Here is a 23,228-nt window from a genome sequence, read left to right as displayed (position 1 = left end):
TCATTCGGCAGGCTGTGCTTGGGGCACGAAAGTGGTCGGGATCTGAGCTTCGTCGCGCTGGCGGCCACGGATAGTCATGAACACGTTCCAGGCCATGACGAGACCGCCCGCCAGGTAGAGCGCTCCGCCGACCGCGCGCAGCACGTAGTAGGGGATCATCGCCGCGACTGTTTCCGCGAAGGAGTAGACGAGGAAGCCCTGGGCGTTGTACTCGCGCCACATCAGCCCTTGCTGGATGCCGGCGACCCAAAGCACGGCGGCGTAGATCACGATGCCGAGCGTTGCGAGCCAGAAATGCCAGTTGACCATGCGCAGGCTGTAGAGGCGTTCGCGTCCCCATAGTTTCGGCGTCAGGTAATAGATCGCCCCGAAGGTGATCATTCCCACCCAGCCGAGAGCGCCTGAATGCACATGGCCGATCGTCCACTCGGTATAGTGGCTGAGCGAATTGACCGTCTTCACCGACATCATCGGGCCTTCGAAGGTCGACATTCCGTAGAAGGCGATGGCGACGATCATCATGCGGATGATCGGATCGGTGCGGATCTTGTCCCATGCGCCCGAGAGCGTCATGAGGCCGTTGATCATGCCGCCCCAGGAGGGCATCCACAGCATGACAGAGAAGACCATGCCGAGCGTCTGGGCCCAGTCGGGCAGCGCCGTGTAATGCAGGTGATGCGGGCCGGCCCAGATATACATGAAGATCAGTGCCCAGAAGTGGATGATCGACAGCCGGTAGGAATAGACGGGTCGATTGGCCTGCTTCGGCACGAAGTAATACATCATGCCGAGAAAGCCGGCGGTGAGGAAGAAGCCGACGGCGTTGTGGCCGTACCACCATTGGGTCAGCGCATCCTGGACGCCCGAGAAGAGCGAGTAGCTCTTGGAGCCGAGGAACGAGGCGGGAACCGCCAGATTGTTGACCACGTGCAGCAGCGCGATGGTGACGATGAAGCCGAGATAGAACCAGTTCGCCACATAGATATGCGGCTCTTTGCGCTTCAGGATCGTGCCGAGGTAGACAGCGAGATAAGCGACCCAGACGACGGTCAGCCAGAGGTCGACATACCATTCGGGTTCGGCATATTCGCGGGCCTGGGTGATGCCGAGAACATATCCGGTCGCAGCCATCACGATGAAGAGCTGATAGCCCCAGAACACGAACCAGGCGAGGCTGCCGCCGAAGAGACGGGCTCGACAGGTGCGCTGCACCACATAGAACGACGTCATGATCAGGGCGTTGCCGCCGAAGGCGAAGATGACCGCCGAGGTGTGAACGGGCCGCAGCCTTCCGAAATTCAGATAGGGCGCGATGTTGAGGTCGGGAAAGGCCAGTTGCAGCGCGATGATCACCCCGACGAGGAAGCCGACCACGCCCCAGAACACCGTAGCGATCAGGCCGTAGCGGATCACCTCGTCGAAATAGCCTGACACATCGACCTTTCGCCGCTGGTCCGCCGGTGCGAAGTCGACGTTCCTGACCAGCAGCACCGTTCCCACCACGAGGCAGAAGCAGAGTATGCCCATATGGACCGCAAAGAGATGATCGTGCGCGAATGCGGCTCCCAGCAGCGCTAGAAACGCCGCGACCGCGACCACCATCGTTTCCGTCGTGTAATTCATGATGTCGTCCCCAATGCAAAGACGACCGCCTCGCGGCCGGCTTTCTCGTCGTTGGAGGCAGGACTGTCACGAAGCCGGCAATTGCTCCTTGATCTACATCAACCAGAAAATGGTAAGGCGGGATCGGGCCGCGGCCGTTACAAACTGTTACACTCTTTCACCCTTTGGCACCGTCCGCTCATTCCTGTGTGACGCAGCGGAGTTCTAGTCAGCCTATCGATCACGAGGGACAAGACGATGCTGATGCAGAACAACCAGGCGTTCGAAAATGCGAAGATGACGGGCGACGCCATCCACGCCGGTCAATCTCTTTCATCGCTTTTTCTAACATCGGCGGCAGAGACCGTCCCCACCGGGAAGGCTATCTGCTGGGAGGGCGACGAAGCGACCCATCTCTTCCAGGTGGAAGAAGGGGTCGTGCGCCTCCATCGCATTATCGGCGAAGGCCGCCGAGTGATTACCGGGTTTCACTTTGCCGGCGATCTGATCGGCGCGTCGCTGCAAAACGATTTCCTGTTCACGGCGGAGGCTGTTACCGAATGCAGGATCCGCCGCATAGCCCGGAAGAGCTTCCATGAGGAAGTCGCCCGATCGAACGCACTCGGCCCCGCATACATCTCGCTCCTCTGTCAGGAGGCGGCGGCGGCGCATGAACAGATGGTGCTCCTGTCGAAGAAGAACGCCGAGGAGCGGCTATGCAGCTTCATCGTCAAGCTCGCCTCCCGCCGCAGTCCTCAGCCACGGCAGGGCCTGGTGCGTGTTCCGATGAACCGCCAAGACATTGCGGACCATCTCGGTCTGACCATCGAAACCGTATCGCGCACGATTACAAAACTTGCGTCGCGAAACATCGTTGTGCCCGAAGGCAGGCACGACCTCAGGATCGTCAATCTCGCCCGCCTTGCACAGTTGTCCGGTGATGCAGATGATTTTTCGGAGAATTCCTGTCATAGGGTCAAGCTGCACTGATGCAACGAACCGCAGGATCGACGTTCATGCCCCATCGCCTCGTCTCTCCGAGAACTGCATCGTACCAGGAACTGGATGCAATGGTGCATGTGCTCGATGGAGCGGACATTCTGATCCATCGTTTCGACGGAACCGTCACGCACTGGTCCATCGGCTGCGAGAACATGTACGGCTGGGCGAGAGAGGAAGCCGTCGGTGAGAAAGTTCACGAACTTTTGGCGACGACCTTTCCCGAACCGGCCGACAACATCCGCGACCAGCTGAAGTCGCGTGGTTTCTGGCAAGGCGAGATCATTCATCGCCACAAGGGCGGACACGACATTCACGTCGCATCCCGATGCGTGCTGGTCAACCTGCCGGATGGGGACTTTGCCGTCATTCAAACGAACAGCGACGTGAGTGCGTTGAGACGCGCACAGGACGCGGTTAAATCCCGCGAAGCGCATCTGAGTTCGATCCTGGACACCGTGCCCGACGCCATGGTGGTGATCGATCGCAGGGGAATAGTGCTATCGTTCAGCAAGGCTGCCGAAAAGCTGTTTGGACTGTCTTCCGATCAGATTTGCGGCCGCAACGTCAGCAACCTGATGCCGAACCCCTACCGCGACGCTCACGACGGTTATATCGATCATTATATCGAAACCGGCGAGAAACGCATCATCGGCTACGGCCGTGTCGTCACCGGGCAGCGGGCCGACGGGTCGCAATTTCCCATGGAGCTCCATGTCGGCGAGACGACGGTGAACGGTGAGCAGATCTTCACGGGTTTCGTCCGCGATCTCACCAGCCGGTTCAAGATCGAGGAAGACCTTCGTCAGGCCCAGAAGATGGAAGCGATCGGGCAATTGACGGGAGGTATTGCCCACGACTTCAACAACCTCCTCACCGTCATCAGCGGCAATCTCGAAATGATCGAGGACAAGCTGCCGCCCGGCACCCTCCGCGAAATCCTCAACGAGGCCCAATCGGCCGCGCAGGACGGAGCGATCCTCACGGGTCAGTTGCTCGCCTTCGGCCGGCGCCAACCATTGAATCCGAAGCATGCGGACCTCGGTCAGCTCGTCAGCGGCTTCTCCGACCTGCTCCGGCGAACGCTCAGCGAGGATATCAAGCTGTCGACCGTCATCGAAGGGGCCGGCCTGGACGTGCTTGTCGACAGTTCCCAGCTTCAGAATGCCATCCTGAACATCGCCTTGAACGCAAGGGACGCCATGCCGAAAGGCGGCAGTCTCACGACGACGATCTCGCGCGTCCATCTCGATGCCGATTATGCGAAGATGTACCCGGAGGTGCGTAGCGGCAACTTCGTGCTCATCGCCATGACCGATACCGGTTCCGGCATGAGCGAGGAGGTCAGGAAGCGTGCGATAGAACCGTTTTTCACGACGAAGGAAGTGGGCTCGGGCACAGGTCTCGGGCTCAGCATGGTTTATGGCTTCGTGAAGCAATCGGGCGGGCATCTCCAGCTTTACAGTGAGGTCGAACGCGGCACGACGGTTCGGATATATCTGCCCGCCGTCAACGGGGCGAAACATCAGCAAGCCATGCCGGACCAAGGCTCAGGCGAAAACAGGCTGCCGGGAGGGGACGAAACGGTACTGGTCGTCGAAGATGACGCCCGCGTCCGCCGCGTCGCCGTCGCCAGGCTCGCCTCGATGGGGTACACGGTGCTCGAAGCCGAAAGCGGCCACCGCGCCCTCGATCTGCTGCGCGACAACAGCGAGATCGCGCTCCTCTTTACCGACATTGTGATGCCGGGAGGGATGACGGGCGACGAACTGGCGCGGGAAGCGCGCCTCTTTCGGCCCGAGATCGCCGTGCTCTTCACATCGGGATATTCCGAGCCGGGCCTTGCGGCCAAAGGCATTGTTCCCGGCGCGCAATGGCTGCGCAAACCCTACACTGCAAAGGACCTTGCGCTGAAGATCCGCGAGCTTCTCGACGCGCAGTGACATCTGCGGCCGCCATCCGGCTTATCATATCGAACCGACCTTCGCCGAGCCGATAATGCTCCGGCGAGCGGCCGGTCGTTTCGTTGTAAATTGACGATCGTCGCCTGATGTCGACGCTCCCCGGAACCCGATAATCTCAGGCTCAATCGCAAGCTTTTCTTGTATTTGACGAGCGTCAAAGAACCCCGGCGCGGCATATCTTAAAGCATGTTCACGAGGTCAAATCGCCTCGCAAGACAGGAGATATGCACATGCGTTTGAAATTCGCTCTGATCGCTGCAACGGCAGCCCTGATCGCTTCGGCCATGCCGTCGATGGCTGCCGATCATCAGGTTCAGATGCTCAACAAGGGTACGGACGGCGCGATGGTTTTCGAGCCCAGCTTTCTGAAGATCGCTCCCGGCGACACCGTAACCTTCATTCCCACCGACAAGAGCCACAACGTCGAGACCTTCAAGGGGCTCATTCCCGACGGCGCTCCCGAGTTCAAATCCAAGCCGAGCGAACAGTATCAGGCAAAGTTCGATGTTCCGGGCGCTTATGTCCTGAAGTGCACGCCGCATGTCGGCATGGGCATGGTTACGCTGATTGAGGTCGGCGACAGCCCGGCCAATCTCGACGCCATCAAGACCGCCAAGGTGCCGAATATGGTGCGCAAGCGGCTGGATGCCGACCTCGCCCAGATCACCCAGTAGTCAACCGACCGGTGCGGATGGCCGCGCTTGCGCGCCATCCCGCACGGTGGAGAGCCATCATGTTGAAGTCCATGGCAATTGCTTTCGCCGCAGCGGTTTGCGCAGCAGGCGCGGCCAGTGCCCACATCACCCTCGAGCAGAGCCAGACGCCGTCAGGCAAGGCGTACAAGGCGGTTCTTCGCGTCGGCCATGGCTGTGAGGGCAAGGCGACGATCAAAATCCGCGTGAAGATCCCCGAGGGTTTGCTGTCGGCCAAGCCGATGCCGAAATCGGGCTGGTCGATCGAGAAGGTCAACGCCGCCTACGAGAAAAGCTACGATCTTTACGGCAAGCCCGTGAGGGAAGGCGTCAGCGAAATCATATGGTCCGGCGGCACCCTCGCCGACGACGAATATGACGAGTTCGTTTTCCGCGCGACGGTCGCGAAGGAAATTCCGCCCGGCACCCGCATTTACGTTCCTGTCGTGCAGGAGTGCGCCGAAGGCGCCGTCGAGCGCTGGATCGAAGTTCCGGCCGCCGGCAAGTCGCCCGACGATTACGAAACCCCGGCCCCCTACTTCGACGTGGTCGAACAACCGCGTTCGTGAACCGGCGGGAGCCGTCGACCATGTGGCCCTCGAAAACAGGAAAACGGGTGACGCGTCGTCTTCAGGCGGCTCTTGTCGCAGCCATCATCGCGATGGGCATGCTGGTGCCGACAGGCGCGCTTGCCCACGCCGCTTTGAAAAGCTCGACTCCGGCGGCCGGCGAGACGCTGGACCGCTTGCCGGACGAAATCGAACTGCATTTCAACGAGCCGGTCAGGCTCATCCGGGCGACGGCAATCGACCGCAACGGCACGAACCAGGCCTTGGACGCCGACACGTCAGGTGCGGATGTCCGATTGCGCTTCTCCGATCCGAACATCCGCGGCACAGTGATGGTGAGCTACCGCGTCGAATCCGAAGACGGCCACCCCGTCGGCGGCACGCTGGTATTCGACATCGGCACGCCTTCTGCAAAGCCGCTGGTTGCCGTTGGTGAGGGCTCCGGTCTCTCGTTGCCGATCGCCATCTGGCTCGTGCACACCGCCACGGTTCTATTCCTGGCCTTCGTGGTTGGCGGCGCGCTGTTCGATCGTTGGTTGGGCGCCCGTAACAGCCCAACAGCGAGCGCCGCGACCGTCATGCTGCCGGGAGCCGCGTTGCTGGCGTCGGGGCTTTACCTGCAGGGGCTGGACGAACAGGGAAGCGGTCTGGTCTTTGCCGGCGCGGCACCGCTCGAGATCGCGGTGCAGGGCAATGCCGCAATTTGCGCCAGCCTGTTCTTCCTGTCGCTGCTGACGATCGCGCTCCCCCTCGCCCGCAGCAAAACCACCGGGCGCGTTCTTGCCGTCGTCGCCCTGATGCTGGCGGCGAGCGCCTTTACCTTTAGCGGACACTGCAGCGCGGCGGACCCGCGCTGGCTGGCGAGAGCCGCCATATTTCTCCATAGCGCGACGCTGCTGTTCTGGGCGGGAAGCCTCCCGTCGCTCTGGAAGCTCGGCCGGACATCGCCGAACCTGCGCCCGCTGAGCAGCTTCTCGCGGATGATCCCGATCCCGTTCCTCGTCATGATCCTTGCCGGGATCGTGCTTGCGATAGTAGAGCTTCCGGCGCTCATCCAGCTCCTGTCGTCGCTCTACGGCCGGATCCTTACGGTCAAGGTCGTGCTCGTGGTCTGTCTTTGCATGGTGGCCGTCTACAATCGCTTCTGGCTCACAGCGCCGACATTGGCCGGAAATCCGGTTGCGAGGGAAAGGCTGCGCCGAAGCATCGTCTTCGAAATCTTCCTTGCCGTCGCGATCATCGGCACGGCAGGCCTCTGGCGCTTTGCCGGTCCGGGACAGGTAGAGGCCGCCGAGGTTTCGCAGGTTTTATCGATCCATCTGCATTCCGAAAAAGCGATGGCTCAACTGGAACTCGGAGCCGAGGCGAGCGGCACGAGGAAGGTTCACGTCGCAATCATGGGTCCCGATTTCGATGCCCTCGATCCCAGGCAGGTCGTTCTTCGCCTGAGAAATCCGGGGTCGGCGATCGAGCCTATCAAGTTCGAACTCACCAAAGCTCCGGAAGGCGGGTGGGAGGTGGAGGGATGCCCGGTGCGGGATCCGAAGGGCTGGCTCGCCGATCTCGAAGTGCTCGTGGATGATTTCCATGCAGTGCATCTCGAAGGTGGACTGTCGGACTGACGGCCGACCTATCACAGCCCTGTCTTGGCTTGCCCGCCCGGTAGCACGAGGTCGAAGACGTGACCATAAGGCGAAGTGGAGCGCCGCAACGATCCATTGTGTAGTTCCGCGATACGCTCCACGATCTTCAGCCCTATTCCAAGACTGTCCGTATTCCGGGTTTGGTGAGGGGGATCCTCTTGTCGAACGTCCCGCTTATCCTCGACGTGAATGCCGTATTCTCGCACCCTGACGATGATCTGCGTCGAATTCGGCGTATGGCGAACCGCGTTCTCGATCAGGTTGCGAAGGGCATCTTTGAGGAGGGCCGGCGCGGCGCTGACACTTGCCGTCTCGGCATCGGCGAACACCTCGAGCGAATGTTTGTTTTCGTAAACCCAAGGCGCAAGCTGCTCTGCAACACCTGTCGTGAGGGCGACGAGATCGACCTCTTCGAACGCGCTGTGATCGAACGTGTCCAGCCGCGCCAGCGCAGTCAGCTGGGCGACGAAATGCATGAGGTCGTCGAGATCTCCTTCGGCTCTCCGCGCCCTCGGATGGTCGATACGGCCGAGCTCGAGTTTGATGGCCGCAAGCGGTGTGCGGACCTCATGTGCAATGCCGGATGTCAATATCCTCTGTGAATTCATGAGGTCACCGACACGCTGAAACGCCCGGTTTACGGCCACAGCGAGGTGAGCGATTTCTCGCGGCATTCCCTCGAACGGCAGATGAGATCTGGAATCCATCGGATCGATGAGTTCGGCAGCATCGGCCGCGGCCTTCACGGGCTTCAGAGCGCGGCGCACCGACCACAAAGTCGCCCCGAGAACAAGCCCGAGCAGGATGCTCATCGGCACGATCATATGCTCGAGAATCTCGTTCCAGAAGACGCCGGAGGCGAGATTCTCAGGATCGCCCACGGTGGCGACATCAACGAGGATCCGGTGCTCGCCGATCTTGAAGGCTCGCCCACCGACCAGCGTAAGAGGTTTTCCAGGCTTGACGGTCCGAAGCCAGAAATCCGGCGGGTTGACCTCAGCGGGCAGAAATCGGCTTTCGCAGGCATCGTCACAGGATTCGAAAATCAGATCGCCCCGGTCGTTCCGAATGCGGGCGACATAACCTGTTTGCGAATGTGCGTAGCGCCGGCTGATGGTTTCGGGCAGCTGGTAGGTAACTGCGCCGTCCCTATCCCCCACGCCCGAGGCAAGCCGCTCGGTCTCCTGCTCGACATACAGGCGGGAAAGCTCGCCTACATTCCAATAGTAGTCGGAAAAGATGACGCCCAGTTGGACCAACATCGCGACCATGGCGAAAAACGCGATCCTGCGCGTCAGAACGGCCGTCAGCGTGGGATTAGACCGAATCAATCACGTTCCTCGCGCAGCATGTAACCGACACCTCTCACGGTTTCGATGACGGCATCGGCGGGATGTCCCTCCAGTTTCCGGCGAAGTCGGGAGACCGCCAGCTCGACGGCATTGCTGCTGCGCTCGTCGCCGAACTCGGAGAAAGCGTGTTCCATCTTGCGCTTGGAAACCACCTTCCCGCCATTGCGCATCAGCAGTTCGAGCAGCGACTTTTCCGAGGGGGCGAGCGCCATCTCCGTGCCGTTGCAGGTAACCTGGCGGGACGCCATTTCGAACCTGACGTCAGCAAATTCCAATGTCGGCATTGTTGTCACCGGCGAGCGCCGCATCAGGGCGCGAATTCGCGCGATAAGTTCGCCATTGTTGAAGGGTTTGATCAGATAGTCGTCCGCCCCGGCATCCAGCCCGGCGATGCGCTCGTCGACGGCTCCCCGCGCCGTCAGCACAAGCACCGGGATCTGCTGCTTGGCGGCACGCAGGGACTTCAGCACGGAGAGACCGTCCTCGTCGGGCAGGCCGAGATCGAGAAGAAGGAGATCATAGCCAGCGCCCTCAAGCGCAAGGCGGCCTTCATTCGCCGTCGCAAAGGCGTCGATGCGCCAGCCGGCCTCGCGGATGGCTTCGCAAAGAAGTTCGCGAAGCCGGGCACTGTCCTCGATGAGAAGTATCCTCATGCTCTCTTTCGACCCGTCACCATGGACCAGACAAGATTCTCCCTATGTCTCCAGCTCTCAACCAATGCCGCCCCAGCATGGATGAAGGCCAGGATCATGATGCTGTTGGCGAGAGCACCGTGCACCTCCTCAAGCCACTTGTCGCCCCAGAAGGCATCGAGTGTCGTCATCCAGCCGGTTGCCGCGGTCATCGCAAGAAGCGTCATAAGGCTCAGCATCATGATCGATGCCACGGGATTGTGGCCGATGTAGCGCTGCTCCCTGCCGTTGATCATGCCGAGGATCTGCTCCCTGACTTTGCCGGGCGTTGGGAAGAAATCACCGAACCGCGCATGTCTGGTTCCGACGAAGCCCCAGATGATCCGCATGGCGATGGCAGCGGCGACGACATATCCGGTCAAACGATGCCAATATTTTCCTTCCCCCAAAACAAAAAGGTTGAGGATGCAGGCGGTAACGACAGTCCAGTGAAACAGCCTGACCATCGGGTCCCAGACCTTGACGGTATCGTTTACGGTCTCGGAGGGCCGAAGGCCCTCCTGCTCCTGCAACTGAACGGGCGTCATGATCAGTCGCCTTTCTGGACGATTTCGCCCGATACCGGATTGAAATAGACCTCGGCGCGATTGCCGTCCTTGTCCTTGCCGTAGATTTCGTAGCAGCTTCCGGTGATCTCGAAGGTTTTCACCTTGTAGCCCAGCGCATCGATCTTTTCCTTCATGGCTTTCTCCGGCATCCATTTGGACTTCGGCTCCTTGGTGCAGCTTGGGCTGGCGAGTGCCAAGGCTGGAGTTGTGGCCAGGATGACAAGGGCGACGGTCAGTTTCATCTTCATGGTTCGATCCTTTGCTTGTGCCTTCCATAAGGCGGCAAGCGATTGGATAGAGACCGGAAGCTGTCTGTTTGCTGTCGGCGAGATCATTCATGTGCGGCAGGCAGAGACCAGAGCTTGCAGACGACGGCATTGTTCAGGCTGCTTCGGTTTGCTCGATCGCATCCGTCAAGTCCCGCGCCCGTTCAGCCTCCACCGCCCGCTGCATCAATCTGATGATCTCGCGTTCCGATCTGATATGCCCACGCATCGAGCAGAAAAACGAACGCAGCTGGTATCCCACGGCCTCCCAGGAGAGCCGGCAGCGCCCCTCGCCTAGGGTTTCCAGCGTAACGGCGACGTCTTGAGCGGGACCGCGATCAAACATGCGTCCTGCCCGCCGGCGTTCGGCCGCATCGGCCTTGTCACTCGCTTCCATGATCAAGCCCAGTCCCGACGAAATAAGGCGCTCTTCGAGTTCATGCGTCGTCAGCAGGAGCGGGATCAGTCCGCTTGAGATACGGCCGCAGAGGCTTTCATCGATATGGCAAGGCAGGAAGTCGGCGATTGCCTGGAGCACGTCGCACCATGCCATGAGCTGGCCGTAGCAGCTTTCGAGTTCTGTGAAATCGGTCGGGATCGGGTTTTTCATCATATTACCTCTGCAAGAATTGACCGACGGCGATCGCTATTGCTGCGAGAATCGCGGCGACGGCGCCCGTTCGCTGCAGAACGCCCATCTGATAAAGGGCGATTGCGAACACTGTGATCACGGGAGTGGCTATCGATAGCCCCATCTGCGCGTCGGTCATCAGGATCTCCTCTCGGCAGAACCCTAGGCTGTATGACCGGGACGCTCTTTGCGATCGATCAAAGAGATGGCGCGATACCGCCAGCTCTGCCGATCAGGCGGCCTTGCTGTGCGTGCGTCCGAGCGAGCCGAAATAGGCGTCGAATGCCGCCGCAACGGCACGGACCATGAAGCGTGCGTCCTGGGAGACGACGATCCTGTTGTCGCGGATCGTCACGACGCCATCGGCCACAAGTTCGCCGAGACGTTCGTTACGCTCGACGAGGAAGCCGGTGTCGAAACCCAACTCTCTGCTCAGCCTTCCCAAATCGACTTCGAAATCGCACATCAGTCGCTCGATGATTCTGCCCCGAAGCTTGTCCTCTTCGGTCAGAAGATATCCCTTGGCCGTCGGCAGCACGCCGGACGCGACACGCTCCGCATAGAGACCCAGCGGTACGTGGTTCTGCATATACCCGGTCGGCAATCGCCCGATCGCCGAAGCGCCGAGGCCGATGAGGCTATCGCAATCGTCGGTGGTGTAGCCCTGGAAATTCCGCCTCATCCTCCCCTCGCGCGCGGCGACCGCCAACTGATCCTCCGGCAGCGCGAAGTGATCGAGCCCGATGCGCTCATATCCGGCTTTTTCAAGCTCCTGGGCGATGGCTTCGGCCTGTTCGTTACGCTGCCTGGCATCCGGAAGCGATGCTTCGTCGATGAGGCGCTGATGCTTCTTGAGGGCAGGTATGTGGGCATAGCCGAAAACGGCGAAACGTTCCGGACGCAACTGTGCGGCGAGCCGGACAGTTTCGACGCAGGATTGCACAGTCTGCTTGGGAAGGCCGTATATCAGGTCGAAATTGATGCTGGTCACCCCTGCAGACCGCAGCCCGGCGACCGCAGCCTCCGTCTGTTCGAAGGATTGCATCCGATTGATGGCGGCCTGCACGATCGGGTCGAAGCTCTGGACGCCGAGGCTCGCGCGGTCGACGCCGTTTTCGCCCAGCACTTCGATCATGGACGCGGCCAAGGTGCGCGGATCGATTTCGACCGCGACGCTGGCATCCACCTCGAAGGCGAAGGCGCTCCTGAGCTTCGCCATCAGTGCCGTAAATTCCTGCGGCTTCATGATCGTCGGCGTGCCGCCGCCGAAATGAACGTTCTTGACGGGCACGTCGTTTCCGGCGGCAAAGGAGACGAGCTCGATCTCCTGGCTCATCACGTCGAGATATTCGACAACGGGGGCGTCCTGCCGGGTGATGGTCGTGTGGCAGCCGCAATACCAGCACATCGAACGACAGAAGGGCACGTGAAGATAGACGGAAACCGGTCCGGTTTTTCCGATATTCGCGAGGCCCTTGACATATTCATCCGGCCCCACGGCGGCTGAAAAGGCCGGGGCCGTGGGGTAGCTCGTGTAACGCGGGAGCCGCGCATCGCCATATTTGGCGACCAAATTGTCGGACATTGTCGCATCCTCTATCAAAATCAGGATGCTTTATGACCTCCGGCCGCGCGGTCTTCCTTGTCCCAAATCAATGAGGATGCCTGGCCGGGAATCATCCGGATATTTGTCCGCCGTCAAAGTGGCTTTCCGCAAAGCCCTTTACCGTCTCGTTCTGGCGCGGGACGAGCCGCGATCCCGCCAGTCTGCAAGACGCGGCAAAAGGAAACAGCCAGATGACCGATGCGCAAACCATCCACGCCGAAGCCCCCCACATCGATGTCAGGACGATACATCCTATCGAGCGGCATCCCCGGATTTTTGGCACGCTCAGCGCACTGACCCCCGGCGACGCCATGCTGATCACCAGCGATCACGAGCCCCGGCCCCTGCATTACCAGCTTGAAACCGCATTTCCGGGAAAATTCCTCTGGGAATATCTGGAACAAGGGCCTGACGTCTGGCGCGTACAGATCACCCGCCAGGATTCCGGTTGCGACTGCTGCTGCGGCAGCCACTGAGTTCGGAGCAGCGCGATGATGCCGGTGGGAGCAACACTGTCGCGTTGGACGATGTCATATTTCGGCGCTGCGCTCTTCTTCCTGCTTCTGGCCGAAGGCCTGCTTGCGGCCGGAGCCTGGGCGCCGTCGTCGAATGTTGCCGAACCCCATGCGCTGATTATCGTCCATTGCATTACGATCGGTTGGCTCGGCCTCCTCATGATCGGGGCGCTTCTGCAGTTTACCCCGGTTCTGACAGGCCTCAGCCTGCCGACCGGGCGGCTCGACCTGCCCTGCCTTGCGGGTTCCGTCGCCGGGCTCGGACTTCTCCTTCTCGGCTTCCATCTGATCGATGCAGGATCCGGTGCGGCAGGCCCGGTCATGGTGGCAGCATCGTCTGTGCTGCTGGCATCGCTGTTGTCGATCGGATTCGTGCTGTCTTTAGGCCTGTGGCGCGGCAGGGCGGCTCACGCCGCCTCGCCGCTCGTCATGATCGGCATGGCATGCCTTGCTGTGACCTTGGCATTGGGAGCACTGTTCGCCGTCACGGTTTCCGGGCTGACGGAGGCCACAGGCATCATCGCCTTCGACACGAATGCCGTGCCGTTCCATGCGAGCTTCGGCCTCGCCGGCTGGATGAGCTTCGCCGCGATCGGCGTCAGCTATAAGCTGCTGCCGATGTTTTTGCTTTCCGACGACATGAAGAGGTCGCCATTCATTCGCGCCACGGGATTGCTTGCGACGGGCACACTTGCCGTGGCGATGGTCTCGACGATATTTGCACCCGTCCTGGGCCATCGCCTCTTCCTGTTCGGATCGCTGCTCTTCCAACTGCCGGTCGCGGTCTACCTCGCCGACCTGTTTTCGACCTACCGCGCGCGGCGCCGCAAGAGCCTCGAGCTCAACATGGCTGGATCCTTGCCGGCATTCGTTCTGCTGGGACTTTCGGTGCCGATGTTGGCCATCGCCCTGGCATCGGATGCCGCGCCCGAGGTTTTCACCGCCATAGGCTACCTGTTCGTCTTCGGCTGGCTGACCGGGTTCGGCCTGTCGCAGCTCCTGAAGATCGTTCCTTTCCTTACCTGGATCGAAGCCTTCGGACCGCTGCTCGGACGCCGGCCGACGCCGCGCCTGGCCGAGCTGATAAACGGACGCCGGGCGACGGCCTGGCTCTGCATCTTTTACCTCGCCGTCATTGCGGCGGCCGCCGCGATCGCGCTCGGATCGGATGCAGCTTTTCATCTTGCCGCAATAGCCCAGACTTTTTCCACCGCAGCTCTCGCGATCGAGCTCGCGCTTACCCGCACTCTGGCGAATGTCGATCCGGCCGCCAAGAGCGCACCCTTTCAACCGCCGGCGCTTTTTACCGCCGCCAAACCACAGAGGTAACGCCCATGGTTCAGCTTCGTGAACTCGACGTCAGACAGATCCTGCGCGACGGCGGGATGCCGTTCCAGTTCATTATGGATACTTTCGCAAACCTCGACCCTGGCGAGGGCGTGCGGCTTCACGCCATATTCGAACCCATCCCCTTGATCCGCCAACTGGAGCGGCACGGCTATTCGCATCTCACCAAACGCCTGGCCGACGACGACTGGGAGATCGATTTCGTTCCGCAGGAGAAACCGGGCAGCGATCCCATGCCGGCAGCTGCAACCGCGGAGGCGATCTGGCCGGAACCGACCTGGAACCTCGATCTGACCGACCTCGCCCCGCCTGAACCGATGGAACGCATCCTTTCACGCCTGGAATCGATGGAGAGCGGCGAAGTGTTGTTTGCGCTCCTGAACCGTGAGCCCGTCTTCCTGTTCAACGAGCTCAAGGCGCGAGGCCATGAGTGGATCGGAGATTTCGATGCCAGCGGCAAGATCTACAGGATCATGGTCAGGACAACGCCGGCGAATGTTTCCGATGTCCGCGCATAAGGTCTCCAAACCAACGATCCTGGCGGCATTGCGCGGGATCGAAGACCCTGAACTCGGGACGGATATCGTGACGCTCGGGCTTATATACGGCATCGAGATTTCGGATGATGGCGCGCTCAGAATAGAAATGACGACGACGACCCGCTTCTGTCCAGCCTCCGCCTTCATCGCCGAGGCGGTCAAGGCCAGGGCGGAAGAGATCGAAGGCGTTTCGGCCGCCGTCGTCGACATGGTCTATGAGCCGGCCTGGTCGCCGGAAATGATCGGACGATTGCCGAGCGTGTGAATAGGAGCGCCGCCACCGGAAAACGGGGCGGCGCTCTCCCTCATAGCTTGCGCGCGGCCAGAGGTTTGCGGTCCCGGCACAGGAACGGCGCATGTTCAAGCGCGAACAGCCCGAAGGCAACCGTCCAGCCGGCCGCGGACGCCATCAGTATCTGGGTCGTGAAAGCAGGCATCAGCTCTGCCATGGGCCGAAGCAGCGCAACGGCGGCAAGCACGATGTAGGATGTATTCGTCACCTGGCTCGACTTCAATTTCCGCCCTGTATGACCTCGGCTTGCTCGCGTCATGACCGCCAGCATCATCATGGACATGGCGCCGATCGCAAAGAGATGAAGAACGGCGACCTGGGGCAGCCCCATTGGCCCGAAAGCGACAGCAGCAAATCCGAGAGGTACGAAACCATAAGCGATGTGAAGCACGAAGAGGATGGGCTCCGGCCAGGTCGTCCATCCCCGCCAGCGGAAGAGCCGTGTTCCGTTCATGATTGCAGCAACGGCGGCAGAAAAGCCGGTCGCGGTGGATTCAGGCGCAATCGCCCAGGCAGCGAGAGAAATGGCGCCAACGACGATCGTCGCCGCGTCGAAGCGGTTGTAGGCGACCGGAAAATCCGTGCGGCCGCGCTGATTGATCCAGTTTCTGGTAAAGCTCGGCAGGATGCGTCCTCCGACGACCGTGACGAGCAGGACATAGGCCCCGAGGCCGAGACGGATGGCAAGCGCCGGATTGCCGTCTCCGATCACCTCGAGATGAAAGAAGACATTGGCCGCCGCCAGAACCGCCAGCCCCGCGATGACCTTCAGGTCCTTCCATTTCCTTCCCGCAATCACCTCTCGCGCCGATAAGGCCAGCATGAGCGGGAGAAAGAGGCTGTCGATCGCGACGGCGGTCATCAAACCGATACTGCCACTGAACAGCATGACGATCCGGCCGATGCACCACACCACAAAGAGAGCGGCCAGCGGGCGCCCTGAAATGGGAAGGCGGCCGGTCCAGTTCGGGATTGCGGTCAGGAGGAAGCCTGCCAGGACAGCCGGCGCGAAACCGAAGAGCATCTCGTGAGCATGCCAGTAGGGCGTACCGTAATCGCTCGCCACGGCGACGCTGTCGTTCAGGAACGCCACCCAGAGGCCGATACTGACGATCGCCCATAATGCTGCCGCCAGAAAGAAAGGCCGAAAGCCGTAGGAGAACAAGACCATTCCGGAGCGGCTCATTCCCCGCGGCGCCCTGGTCTCCACGTCCTTTATAGTCTGCATGATCAAGATCTCCATTTTGATCATGCAGAAATGCCCGGATGGAAGACGGCAGTCGTTGAGATTACGCAAAGAAGATCCTTTGAACTTTGCGCCGGCACAAACAGCCAGTTTGCGCCACGTCAAAGATTTCCTTCGGCTTTGTTCTACTCTCCCCTTCGACAGGGCGGCGTCCGCCCGGTCTTCGACTACAGGAGATTAGCAATGACGAATACTCTGCAAATGACCCGGCGCACGATGCTGACGGGTGCTGCTGTTGCCGGAGCGCTGACGCCAATCATCGTATCCAGCACGGTGGCCCATGCCGATGAAGAGGTCGCCGCAGCGGAAGCGCTGAAGACCGTCAAGCCGAGCAAGGTCGACATATCGAAGCTTCCCCGCGAGAAGGTCGAGCTCGTCAAGCCGCCTTTCGTTCATGCTCACGAGCAGAAGACCGCGGACGGTCCGAAGATCAAGGAATTCACGCTTACCATCCAGGAAAAGAAGATGATCCTGGACAAGGAGGGCACCGAGATCAACGCCATGACCTTCGATGGATCGGTTCCCGGTCCCTTGATGGTGGTCCATCAGGACGACTATGTCGAGCTCACGCTGGTAAATCCCGCCACCAATGCGATGCAGCACAACATCGACTTCCATGCCGCCACCGGTGGGCTGGGCGGCGGGGCGCTGACGGTCGTCAATCCCGGCGAGAGCACCGTTCTTCGCTTCAAGGCGACCAAGGCCGGCGTCTTCGTCTATCACTGCGCCCCTCCCGGCATGGTTCCGTGGCACGTCACATCGGGCATGAACGGCGCGATCATGGTGCTGCCGCGAGAAGGTCTCAAGGACGGCAAGGGCAAGCCGCTCATCTACGACAAGGTCTATTACGTCGGTGAACAGGACTTCTACGTGCCGCGCGACGAAACCGGCAAGTTCAAGACCTACGACAGCCCCGGAGAGGCCTATGAAGATACGGTGGCCGTGATGAAAACGCTGACGCCCACCCACATCGTCTTCAACGGCGCGGTCGGAGCCCTGACCGGCGACAATGCGATGACGGCCAAGGTCGGAGAAACCGTCCTGATCGTTCATTCGCAGGCCAACCGGGATACCCGGCCGCATCTGATCGGCGGACATGGGGAATATGTCTGGGCAACCGGCAAATTCCTCAACCCGCCCGACACGGATCAGGAAACCTGGTTCATCCCCGGCGGCACTGCAGGTGCCGCCCTCTATACCTTCGCTCAGCCAGGCATTTATGCCTACGTGAACCATAACCTTATCGAGGCCTTCGAGCTGGGGGCAGCGGCCCACTTTAAGGTGACCGGCGAATGGGACGACGATCTCATGACCTCGGTCAGGGCACCGTCGGCAAGCTGACCTGGCGGAGGGGGCGGTGCGCGGGCCAGGGGTGGCCCGCGCACCAATCTCATTTTGGGGGCGCTATCTGCGTAAAACCATGGCCCGCATTGCAGCCATCGAACCAGTTTCAGGCATATCGATCGCAATTCCTCTTGCGCTGCTCGTGGCGCTTTCTGTGGCTGTCGCAGTGCAATCGGGATTGCTCGTGACGGCAAGCCCCGACGCGGCCGTTGCCGCCCCGCAGACCGTCGTGATCGCGCCGCATGGTTTCGCCTACCGCGACGCCACCGAATATTTCCGCAACGGCCTGGCCGTCGACGCGCCCAAGCTGGATAGGGAAGTGACCACGACGCTCGAAATCATGAAATATCAGACCACGCTTCGCGACTATAACCGCTGCGTGGCCGATGCCCGTTGCGAGCCGGCCGAACAGCGATATGACACGCTGTCGCAGGAGAAAATTCCCGCCACCGGCGTGAGCTATGACGATGCGGTCCGCTACGCGGCGTGGCTGTCGGAACGCACCGGCGCCGAATGGCGGCTGCCGAGCGATTTCGAGCTGGCCTATGCCGCGGCCGATCGTTTTCCCGACGATGCTCTCGGAATCGACCCCAATGACAAGAACCCGGCAAACCGCTGGCTTGCGGACTACGAACGTGAAGCCCGCAGGGCTGCAGCGATCGACCCACGGCCGCAGCCGCAGGGCTCGTTCGGAATCAGCCAAACCGGACTGGTCGATTTCGCCGGCAACGTCTGGGAGTGGACTTCGACCTGCAACAAACGGATCGATCTCGATAGAAACGATGCTGCGGCGGAGCCGGATCCCAGGAATTGCGGCATCATGATAGCAGCAGGCAAACACCGCGCCCCGATGAGCAGTTTCGTGCGAAATCCCAAGGGCGGCGGATGCTCGGTCGGAAGTCCGCCCGACAATCTCGGCTTCCGCCTCATTCGCAGGCCGGGTTTTCTGGAAAGCGTGAAAGACTTTGCGCAAAGAGCAATGGCGGAAATGTTCGCACCGGCGACGAATGCCCAGGGCAGAGCAGGATGACGATGAAAATTGACCGGACGATTTTGAAATCATTGCCGCTCTTCGAGCGCATGACCGATGCGGATCTCGATTCGATGCTGCAGCACGCGTCGCCGCGCCGCATCGTCCCGGGAGACGCGGTTTTCGAGCAAGGCGCTCGGGCAAAGTCGTTCTTCCTGCTCCTACACGGCCGTCTCAAGGTGACGCAAGTGACGCAGGACGGACAGCAGATCATCGTTCGGATGGTTCATCCCGGCGACCTGTTCGGCTTTGCAATGGCGCTCCGCCGGGAGGATTACCCGGGAACGGCCGTCGCGGCGGCCGAGAGCCTCGTCATTGCCTGGCCGACGGACATGTGGCCGCGGTTCGTCGAACAGAACCCGCGCCTTGCCGTGACCGCGATGCAGACGATAGGCCAAAGATTGGAGGAAGCGCACACGCGCATCCGGGAAATGTCGACAGAGGAAGTGGAAAAGCGGGTGGCCCACGCCGTCCTCAGGCTTTCCAAACAGGCTGGCCGGCCGGTTGAAACGGGCATCCGCATCGATTTCCCGATATCGCGCCAGGATATCGCCGAAATGACCGGAACGACGCTGCACACGGTCTCGAGAATTCTCAGTGCATGGGAGGCGAAGGGAATGGTGGAGGGCGGCCGCCAGAAGCTGACGGTGACCGATCCGCAAAAGCTCCTCAATCTCGCCGATGGCATACGGGATTGATGCCGATCGGGAATTGCCTGCAAAACCGGGAGAATGAGCTTGATAGAGTTCCTTGCCGCCTTCGCGCTTTTCGTAGCGCTTCACTCCGTCCCGGCCGTACCGGTCATTCGCTCCGGGATCATTCACCGCGTCGGTCGGCCGATCTATTTCGTCGGCTATTCTACAGTTTCCATTCTGGCGCTGATCTGGGTTTTCTCCTCGGCGCTCGCAATGGAGTACATGCCCCTGTGGGAGTTGCGGCCATGGCATGCCGCGGTCACTTTCGTACTCGCACCCCTGGGCATCTTCCTCGTCACCGCGGGACTTTTGAGCGCCAACCCTCTTTCTATCACGCTGAACCCATCGCCCACACTCGGCTCCGTCACCAAAATCACCAGACATCCCGTCCTTTGGGGATTTGCCGTCTGGGCAGGCGGCCATATCGCCGCAAACGGCGATCTGCGCTCCCTATTGCTGTTCGGAGGGTTTGCCGGGTTTGCATTGGCCGCGATTCCGATGATCGAAAAAAGAGCGAAACGGTGCCTTGGCAGTACTTGGACTGATCTGGCGGAACATACTTCGATCTGGCCGCTTGCCGCCTGTTTCAAAGGAGAGCAGCCGATGATCGACAGGCCGATGCTGCTCGCGGTCCTGGTGACTGCAAGCCTGACAGCGTGGCTCCTATTCGCAGGAGGTCACGGCGCGATGTTCGGTGCCGATCCCGTCGCCATCCTTGCCTGACCCAACGCGCTGCCGCCCCGCCGCGAGACAATGACCGGCACGCGCGGATATACCGGCATCGCATTGATCGAGGTCAAAGTGTCTTTGCGCTGGCGTCGTAACGTTGAAGAAAATCTGGAAGCAACCGCGACCAGCCTATGAGCGGAGCAATAGAATGCCGTACGATGTCATTGCAGCGAGCCTGAACGCGAGGGATAAGTCCGGGCGCATCGAGGTGCGTTTCGGCGCCGACCAAAAGACCGTTGTCGTCTCGCGACGCGCATTGCTGTCTATAGCCTCGCCACCTCGTGCCACCGAAGCGCGCCTTCTTCAGCACATCGACACGTTCTGTGAAATTGCGGCAAGCTGCCTCGCATCGGAGGGGATGGACGGGGATACGATTCTGATCACCGCAAACGACGTCCGCAGGTGGTGCCATGCCTGGGAAACATCCGGCTTGGCGGCCGAAGCGCCGGCAGCACCCCGCCTTCTGCTGGTTTGAGGCCGGACTCCGAATCCGGATCTGAATCAAAGCAGTAGACCATGAAACGCTGCTCGCTTTTCGGCATCATTCCCTCCCGATCCCGATGAGGACAACCGACCGGCTGCTGGTGACATCGGGACAGCGAGCGTGTTAAAGACGATGCCATTGGATACGATCTGTAACGAGCAACGGCTTGACGGATGGACGATGGCAACAGCTCAGAATGACGCGCATCTTCTCGTCGTTGACGACGACCCGCGCATTCGCCAGATGTTGACGCGCTATTTCGAGGGCGAGGGCTACTCAGTCTCCGCCGCCTCCGACGGGACCGAGATGCGGGTACGCCTGCGCCAGCAGACTTTCGATGCCATCCTCCTCGATCTCGTCCTTCCCGGCGGCACCGATGGTCTCGATCTCGCCCGTGAAATTCGGGCCACCTCGGATGTCCCGATCATGATGCTGACCGGCCGGGACGATGTCGTCGACCGAATCGTCGGCCTGGAGGTCGGCGCCGACGACTACATCGCCAAGCCTTTTCATCTCCGGGAAGTCCATGCCCGCCTGAAGTCGATCCTGCGCCGCCGACAATCTTCGCCGCGCAATGCAGAAGCCGCGAGCGAGGAGATCGTCGGCTTCGAGGATTGGAAGCTCAATCTCAGCCGTCGTCAGCTTCTCGACCCCGACGGCGCGGAGGTCGAGTTGACGACCGGCGAATTCGACATGCTGGCGACCTTCGTGCGGCATGCCGGCCGGGTCCTCACGCGCGATGTGCTGATGGATCTCACTCGGGGAAGAAATCTCGAAGCCTTCGACCGGACGATCGACGCTCAGATCGTCCGCCTGCGCCGCAAGATCGAAACCGATCCGAAGAAGCCGCAATTCATCAAGGCCGTGCGCGGCGTCGGCTACGTGTTCACCGCCAGGCTCGACTGACGTTTCAAAACCGCCATGCCCAGACCAGCCATTTCCTCCGTGACGAGGAACTGGTCAGGCAGAGTTTCTCCGAGAGAACGGATCCTATTCGGATTACGTCTGTCACGCCCGGTTTATCACGGCATTGGAGGATTGCCGGAAGGCGGCGTCTCCTGATTAACGTCATGTCCATAGGGCTATTTAGGGCTCTCGACAGGCGGTGCCCCTTGACCCAAGGAGATTTCAGCGATGCTTGACGGAAATCAACGATAGTCGCTCAAGACGGCACCATCATGACGTCTGACCTGAAAGAGGTTCGTCGTGAGCGATTGAGCTTCGAAGACACATCTCGATGCGCTCCAATTCAAGCCGAGCGCCGATGCCGCCCATATCTGGCCGTGGACAGCGGCGTCGTGCCTCTGACCGACCGCACCAAGCGTGTCGCGCACTCGATGACCGGCTGTCGGTCGGTGCAACGGCCGGCAAACGGCGCCTAGGAGGATCCCAATGAAGAACGAAGAGATGGAAAACAAACTGAAAGTCTTGAAGACGGACTTGCAACGCCGGCTATCGGCGATTGACGCCGATCTCGGTGCTGCGCTGGATCCAGATAGCGAGGATCGTATCACGCAGGTCGAGAACGATCAGGTGCTGACGGAAATGAGACGGGAAGCGCGTGAACAGATCGCATCGATCGACGCTGCTCTCGAGCGCCTTAAACGCGAAACGTTCGGTCGTTGTGTCAGATGTCTCCGCCCAATCGAGACAAAACGGCTGAATGCTCTCCCCTACACACCCTTTTGCGTGGCATGTGCTCACCTGGCGGTCTAGCGAGCGACATCACAGACTGCCTGCAGAGATCGCGTGAATGACGCTGTCGGGTAGCGTGTCCCGATGGCGGGGCACGTCCATTCGCTGACAAGCTTGTCGTCCGCGACCGACAGCGACGGGATTGTGGCACGCTCGATGAAGAGGCGTGCGGGGCAACGGCACCTGCCGGGGCGTTTGCGATTCATCAATGCGTGAAACGGGCATCGGCCTATCATGACATCGCAAACATGAGCGAAAGGAGCGCGTCATGTCATTGGGATTACGCGAATACACGCAGGCCGAGTGCTATTCGGCCTTGGAAGAGGCGCGTTTTGGGCACCTGGCCTGCTGCAAAGACAGCCAGCCATATGTCGTGCCGATCTATTTTTCATACGACAATGGCGTGGCCTATTGTTTCTCGATGCCTGGCCGCAAGCTGGAATGGATGCGAGAAAACGATAAGGTTTGCCTGCAGGTGGATCAGCGGGTGGGCGGCGGCTGGGCGAGCGTCATTGTCGAGGGAAGGTTCGAGGAGTTTCCCGATGCCGATGTCGGGAGGAGCCAACGTCTGCACGCATGGGAGCTGTTGCAGAAGCACTCGGATTGGTGGGAAGTTGGTTCGCTCAAGCCGAAAGAGCTTCCGGTCCTGGCCGAGTCGCCGCACGTATTCTTCGGAATTTTTGTCCACGCTTTATCGGGCCGCGTTGTTTTCAGAAGTGACTAAAGGCTGGAGCCGGGAGATGCCGAG

26 protein-coding genes are annotated in these 23,228 nt (G+C 60.6%); 17 read left to right on the top strand and 9 right to left on the bottom strand.

The annotated features are described in order from the left end of the window. Entirely contained in the window at positions 1-1,623 is a 1,623-nt protein-coding gene (ccoN, locus tag RHEC894_RS29780; protein ID WP_085740276.1) for a cytochrome-c oxidase, cbb3-type subunit I, read from the bottom strand. Between the two features lie 237 nt (positions 1,624-1,860). Between ccoN and RHEC894_RS29775 the strand changes: the two genes are divergently transcribed. From RHEC894_RS29775 to RHEC894_RS29755, 5 genes are all read left to right on the top strand, one after another. Beyond that, the gene (locus RHEC894_RS29775) at positions 1,861-2,592 is read left to right on the top strand and encodes a helix-turn-helix domain-containing protein (RefSeq protein ID WP_085740275.1); all 732 of its coding nucleotides are present in this window, start codon (positions 1,861-1,863) and stop codon (positions 2,590-2,592) included. A gap of 26 nt (positions 2,593-2,618) precedes the next feature. Next, on the top strand, positions 2,619-4,544 hold the full coding sequence (locus tag RHEC894_RS29770) for a PAS domain S-box protein (protein ID WP_085740633.1): 1,926 nt from the start codon (positions 2,619-2,621) through the stop codon (positions 4,542-4,544). A gap of 251 nt (positions 4,545-4,795) precedes the next feature. Beyond that, positions 4,796-5,239, top strand: coding sequence for a pseudoazurin (locus RHEC894_RS29765; RefSeq protein WP_071089735.1), 444 nt, complete (start codon positions 4,796-4,798; stop codon positions 5,237-5,239). A gap of 59 nt (positions 5,240-5,298) precedes the next feature. Next, positions 5,299-5,826, top strand: coding sequence for a DUF1775 domain-containing protein (locus RHEC894_RS29760; protein WP_085740274.1), 528 nt, complete (start codon positions 5,299-5,301; stop codon positions 5,824-5,826). A gap of 47 nt (positions 5,827-5,873) precedes the next feature. Then, positions 5,874-7,448, top strand: coding sequence for a copper resistance protein CopC (locus RHEC894_RS29755; protein WP_245339593.1), 1,575 nt, complete (start codon positions 5,874-5,876; stop codon positions 7,446-7,448). Between the two features lie 11 nt (positions 7,449-7,459). Here RHEC894_RS29755 and RHEC894_RS29750 read toward each other — a convergent pair whose 3' ends face one another. The 7 genes from RHEC894_RS29750 to hemN all read right to left on the bottom strand — a co-directional run bounded on the left by RHEC894_RS29750 (position 7,460) and on the right by hemN (position 12,543). After that, entirely contained in the window at positions 7,460-8,800 is a 1,341-nt protein-coding gene (locus RHEC894_RS29750) for a HAMP domain-containing sensor histidine kinase (protein WP_085740272.1), read from the bottom strand. Continuing rightward, complete coding sequence (locus tag RHEC894_RS29745; RefSeq protein WP_071089731.1) at positions 8,797-9,474, bottom strand: response regulator transcription factor; 678 nt, start codon at positions 9,472-9,474, stop codon at positions 8,797-8,799. Before RHEC894_RS29745 ends, RHEC894_RS29750 begins: the two co-directional genes overlap by 4 nt. Further along, positions 9,471-10,040 (bottom strand): cytochrome b/b6 domain-containing protein, encoded by a 570-nt coding sequence (locus tag RHEC894_RS29740; protein ID WP_085740271.1) that lies wholly within the window; start codon positions 10,038-10,040, stop codon positions 9,471-9,473. The genes RHEC894_RS29745 and RHEC894_RS29740 overlap by 4 nt, the downstream gene beginning before the upstream one ends. Positions 10,041-10,042: 2 nt before the next feature. Next, positions 10,043-10,309 carry a PepSY domain-containing protein gene (locus tag RHEC894_RS29735; RefSeq protein WP_049732183.1) on the bottom strand — a complete coding sequence of 89 codons (267 nt, stop codon included), beginning with the start codon at positions 10,307-10,309 and terminating at the stop codon, positions 10,043-10,045. A 133-nt stretch (positions 10,310-10,442) separates the two neighbouring features. After that, positions 10,443-10,937, bottom strand: a complete 495-nt coding sequence (locus RHEC894_RS29730) for a hypothetical protein (protein ID WP_085740632.1) — start codon at positions 10,935-10,937, stop codon at positions 10,443-10,445. Between the two features lie 4 nt (positions 10,938-10,941). Beyond that, a complete protein-coding gene (locus tag RHEC894_RS33200) occupies positions 10,942-11,097 on the bottom strand; it encodes a hypothetical protein (protein ID WP_010066214.1) in 156 nt (51 codons plus the stop codon). A gap of 93 nt (positions 11,098-11,190) precedes the next feature. After that, on the bottom strand, positions 11,191-12,543 hold the full coding sequence (gene hemN / locus RHEC894_RS29725) for an oxygen-independent coproporphyrinogen III oxidase (RefSeq protein ID WP_085740270.1): 1,353 nt from the start codon (positions 12,541-12,543) through the stop codon (positions 11,191-11,193). Between the two features lie 212 nt (positions 12,544-12,755). Between hemN and RHEC894_RS29720 the strand changes: the two genes are divergently transcribed. Genes RHEC894_RS29720 through RHEC894_RS29705 form a run of 4 tightly spaced genes read left to right on the top strand, consistent with a single transcriptional unit; the run spans position 12,756 to position 15,230 of the window. Next, positions 12,756-13,040: a DUF2249 domain-containing protein gene (locus RHEC894_RS29720; protein ID WP_049732185.1), complete on the top strand. Its 285-nt coding sequence runs from the start codon at positions 12,756-12,758 to the stop codon at positions 13,038-13,040. A gap of 15 nt (positions 13,041-13,055) precedes the next feature. Next, entirely contained in the window at positions 13,056-14,408 is a 1,353-nt protein-coding gene (locus tag RHEC894_RS29715; RefSeq protein WP_085740269.1) for a hypothetical protein, read from the top strand. Positions 14,409-14,413: 5 nt separating this feature from the next. Further along, positions 14,414-14,944, top strand: coding sequence for a DUF2249 domain-containing protein (locus RHEC894_RS29710; protein WP_010066681.1), 531 nt, complete (start codon positions 14,414-14,416; stop codon positions 14,942-14,944). Beyond that, on the top strand, positions 14,931-15,230 hold the full coding sequence (locus RHEC894_RS29705) for a metal-sulfur cluster assembly factor (RefSeq protein ID WP_010066682.1): 300 nt from the start codon (positions 14,931-14,933) through the stop codon (positions 15,228-15,230). Before RHEC894_RS29710 ends, RHEC894_RS29705 begins: the two co-directional genes overlap by 14 nt. 40 nt (positions 15,231-15,270) lie before the next feature. Here RHEC894_RS29705 and RHEC894_RS29700 read toward each other — a convergent pair whose 3' ends face one another. Next, entirely contained in the window at positions 15,271-16,485 is a 1,215-nt protein-coding gene (locus RHEC894_RS29700; protein WP_085740631.1) for an NnrS family protein, read from the bottom strand. Positions 16,486-16,686: 201 nt separating this feature from the next. On the opposite strand from RHEC894_RS29700, the gene nirK reads away from it, so the two are divergent. The 8 genes from nirK (at position 16,687) to RHEC894_RS29660 (ending at position 23,204) form a co-directional block, all read left to right on the top strand. Beyond that, on the top strand, positions 16,687-17,844 hold the full coding sequence (gene nirK, locus RHEC894_RS29695) for a copper-containing nitrite reductase (RefSeq protein WP_085740267.1): 1,158 nt from the start codon (positions 16,687-16,689) through the stop codon (positions 17,842-17,844). A 79-nt stretch (positions 17,845-17,923) separates the two neighbouring features. Next, positions 17,924-18,877 carry an SUMF1/EgtB/PvdO family nonheme iron enzyme gene (locus tag RHEC894_RS29690; protein WP_085740266.1) on the top strand — a complete coding sequence of 318 codons (954 nt, stop codon included), beginning with the start codon at positions 17,924-17,926 and terminating at the stop codon, positions 18,875-18,877. Between the two features lie 2 nt (positions 18,878-18,879). Next, on the top strand, positions 18,880-19,575 hold the full coding sequence (locus tag RHEC894_RS29685) for a Crp/Fnr family transcriptional regulator (protein ID WP_071089705.1): 696 nt from the start codon (positions 18,880-18,882) through the stop codon (positions 19,573-19,575). 39 nt (positions 19,576-19,614) lie between these two features. After that, positions 19,615-20,295, top strand: coding sequence for an NnrU family protein (locus RHEC894_RS29680; protein ID WP_164517732.1), 681 nt, complete (start codon positions 19,615-19,617; stop codon positions 20,293-20,295). A gap of 154 nt (positions 20,296-20,449) precedes the next feature. After that, on the top strand, positions 20,450-20,776 hold the full coding sequence (locus RHEC894_RS29675; protein WP_085740264.1) for a hypothetical protein: 327 nt from the start codon (positions 20,450-20,452) through the stop codon (positions 20,774-20,776). A gap of 189 nt (positions 20,777-20,965) precedes the next feature. After that, a complete protein-coding gene (locus tag RHEC894_RS29670) occupies positions 20,966-21,691 on the top strand; it encodes a response regulator (protein WP_049732194.1) in 726 nt (241 codons plus the stop codon). 486 nt (positions 21,692-22,177) lie between these two features. Continuing rightward, positions 22,178-22,501, top strand: a complete 324-nt coding sequence (locus tag RHEC894_RS29665; RefSeq protein ID WP_010065570.1) for a TraR/DksA C4-type zinc finger protein — start codon at positions 22,178-22,180, stop codon at positions 22,499-22,501. 247 nt (positions 22,502-22,748) lie between these two features. Further along, the gene (locus RHEC894_RS29660) at positions 22,749-23,204 is read left to right on the top strand and encodes a pyridoxamine 5'-phosphate oxidase family protein (protein WP_085740263.1); all 456 of its coding nucleotides are present in this window, start codon (positions 22,749-22,751) and stop codon (positions 23,202-23,204) included. Positions 23,205-23,228: the final 24 nt, after the last annotated feature.

The organism is Rhizobium sp. CIAT894 (genome assembly GCF_000172795.2).
Classification (GTDB): domain Bacteria; phylum Pseudomonadota; class Alphaproteobacteria; order Rhizobiales; family Rhizobiaceae; genus Rhizobium.
Note: the sequence above shows the minus strand (reverse complement) of the source record. Positions and strands in the feature narration are given on the sequence as shown.